The organism is Cognatundibacterium jejuense (genome assembly GCF_014284255.1).
Taxonomy (GTDB): Bacteria; Pseudomonadota; Gammaproteobacteria; order Burkholderiales; family Burkholderiaceae_D; genus Undibacterium; species Undibacterium jejuense.
Map to the genome: position 1 here is coordinate 1 of NZ_JACOFV010000038.1, position 2,385 is coordinate 2,385.

2 protein-coding genes are annotated in these 2,385 nt (G+C 40.0%); both read left to right on the forward strand.

Going from position 1 to position 2,385, the window contains the following annotated elements:
* The first annotated feature begins 250 nt into the window (after nucleotides 1-250).
* On the forward strand, nucleotides 251-967 hold the full coding sequence (locus tag H8K32_RS19885) for a hypothetical protein (RefSeq protein ID WP_186914363.1): 717 nt from the start codon (nucleotides 251-253) through the stop codon (nucleotides 965-967).
* Between the two features lie 37 nt (nucleotides 968-1,004).
* Nucleotides 1,005-2,261, forward strand: coding sequence for a TniQ family protein (locus H8K32_RS19890; RefSeq protein WP_186914365.1), 1,257 nt, complete (start codon nucleotides 1,005-1,007; stop codon nucleotides 2,259-2,261).
* Nucleotides 2,262-2,385: the final 124 nt, after the last annotated feature.

Sequence of the window (2,385 nt, forward strand, 5' to 3'; positions counted from 1 at the left end):
GCAGCATTCGACATTAGGTTACCGCTCTCCCGTTCAATATCTGGAAGACTGGATGAAGAAACAAAATCAAGAGAATCTCGCTGCATGACATTCACCTGATGGTGAACTAATTATCGAGGGAAGCTCACTTTTTCGAAATGCACAATTTTTTCTTGAGCAGGCACGTTGCGCAAATCAGGAATGTGTCAAAAATAAAACCGATGAGAACATACAGTCAGAGAAGAAAATTGAGGATGAATTGATACGCGATATGATTGAAGCTGCTCAAAGATATAATTGTGATGCCCAAAAACTCTGGAAATATAATTTTGGCGTAATGAAAAAATTAGTAAAAAAGCTCCCTAACGCCTGCGATATTATCGATGCACGTTTAAAAATAGAAAACAAAAAAAAGCAAAAAAATTTAATTGAAATATCTAAACGAAAAGTTCGCGATGAGCAGTTCGATGAGCAATGGGCAAAGGCAGTTAAAACAAGTGCGAAAAAATTATATGAAGAAAATCATCGCCCAATTCGCGTTACAAAAAATCAGCTACTTCGAGCATCTAAGCTAGATATAGATGGAAAAAAAGGAATTATATGGCCAACCAAAGAACGTTTTCCAATTACTCACCGTGCAACTCTAGAATGCATGGAATCAACGTGGCACTTTTACGCCAGGCGAATTTTGTGGACGCTATTATCCCTTCACGATATCAACACATCTGATTACGTAACCATTATTTTCTCAGGACTTGAGGTACATAAATCTAAAGAGATAATCAAATATTTTTTAGATATTCCACGTGGTAGTGGTGCATCTATCGAAATAATAAATTCTCTTCTTCTTGCACGCGGTATAAAAAATGACTGGGCAGGTCCATGCCCTGATCGCGAATTTTACAAAGCAGGACGGGCTTACCGCTTGCGAACTTCACGTCGCGGCCCCATTGGAGGGAAGGCTGGAGAACCTAATTTCAGTCAATGAAACCAATTCAGAAAAATGACCGCAATAGAGATATTTTATGCAACTCAATGTACTACCAATTCTGCGCAAAGATGAAACTCTCTATAGTTTTGCGGCAAGAACGAGGTTGTCCAATGCAGCGAAAGATGATCGTGACGCCTGTAGGAGCATGTTTGGTTACTCGAAGATCTCACGAATTTCTGAGTTCCCAATCAATTTCCCCCATTTCTGCGAATACACAAAAGGAATTTTAGGAGATCCAGAATCAGTTCTAGAAACGATGACTCTAGCAGGTTTTTTCGAAAGAGTTGGCGGCCACACTTGGCATAAGGGATGCTCAGAAGTTCCTTTGACAATAGCAGGATATGGCTTATCCATGCTATCGAATGGTAATCTCAGAAATTGGAGAATTTGCCCACTTTGCATAGAAGCGGACCTTAATTGTTACTCAACATCATATTGGCGAAGATCACATCAATTGCCGACTTCATTCATTTGCTTAACACATGGTGTTTCGTTAGAGAATTCAACAGCATTTCCTCACAAAAGACACAATCAGTTCTTACTTCCCAGTAATGAATTGTCATTCAAAAAAGCATGTACGCACTTGCTACTTAAAAAAAATGAGGAAGTACAGCTACGTCTAACAAAATTGGGAGGTGATATTCTACAGTGTCCATGTGAGACATATGGATCTGATACGGAATCCGCTTTGGTGTTAAATGCAATGATTAGTCGCGCACTCAAAGAACGTGGTTTAATGACCCAATCAGGTTCTCTGAGGTCAAAGGAATTTACCACCGAATTTACTAATCGATACTGCTTTTTACAGCCACATACTGAATATGCCTTAGCGTTGTCAGAAAGGGGAATCAATTCACTTTGCCGGAGCCTGCAAACACCTAAAACTTGGCGCAGTATAACGCACCGTCTATTGCTTATCGAATGGCTTTTTGGGTCGTGGTCTTCATTTAATCAGCAATTTACGTGGCAAAGGACTATGGATCAATGTGATCCTTATTTAACACTTAGTGAGTCGCCTAATTTAAGGAACACAAATTTCATAGATAACATTGAATTACTGTCGACAAACAGTAAAGAGCACCGTGCTGCTTGCATTGAGTTCTTGGAGCATTATAAAACCGCTAAACGCAACGAATTTGCGCGTGCGAAACCACGGTCTTTCCGTTGGCTATTGAATCATGATCTCGGTTGGTTTAATAAATATTTTCCCGTCTTTCAACGCAAGCATATACAAGCGAATTTATTTCACGATATTGTTAGTACCCGATCAACACAGGTTGACGGATCCTGAGCTTCCCTCGATAATTAGTTCACCATCAGGTGAATGTCATGCAGCGAGATTCTCTTGATTTTGTTTCTTCATCCAGTCTTCCAGATATTGAACGGGAGAGCGGTAACCTAATGTCGAATGCTGC

Excerpts from the sequence above, each read along its gene's own strand:
- H8K32_RS19890 (WP_186914365.1), top strand. The coding sequence starts at position 1,005 with ATGCAACTCAATGTACTACCAATTCTGCGCAAAGATGAAACTCTCTAT.
- H8K32_RS19885 (WP_186914363.1), top strand. The coding sequence starts at position 251 with ATGATTGAAGCTGCTCAAAGATATAATTGTGATGCCCAAAAACTCTGG.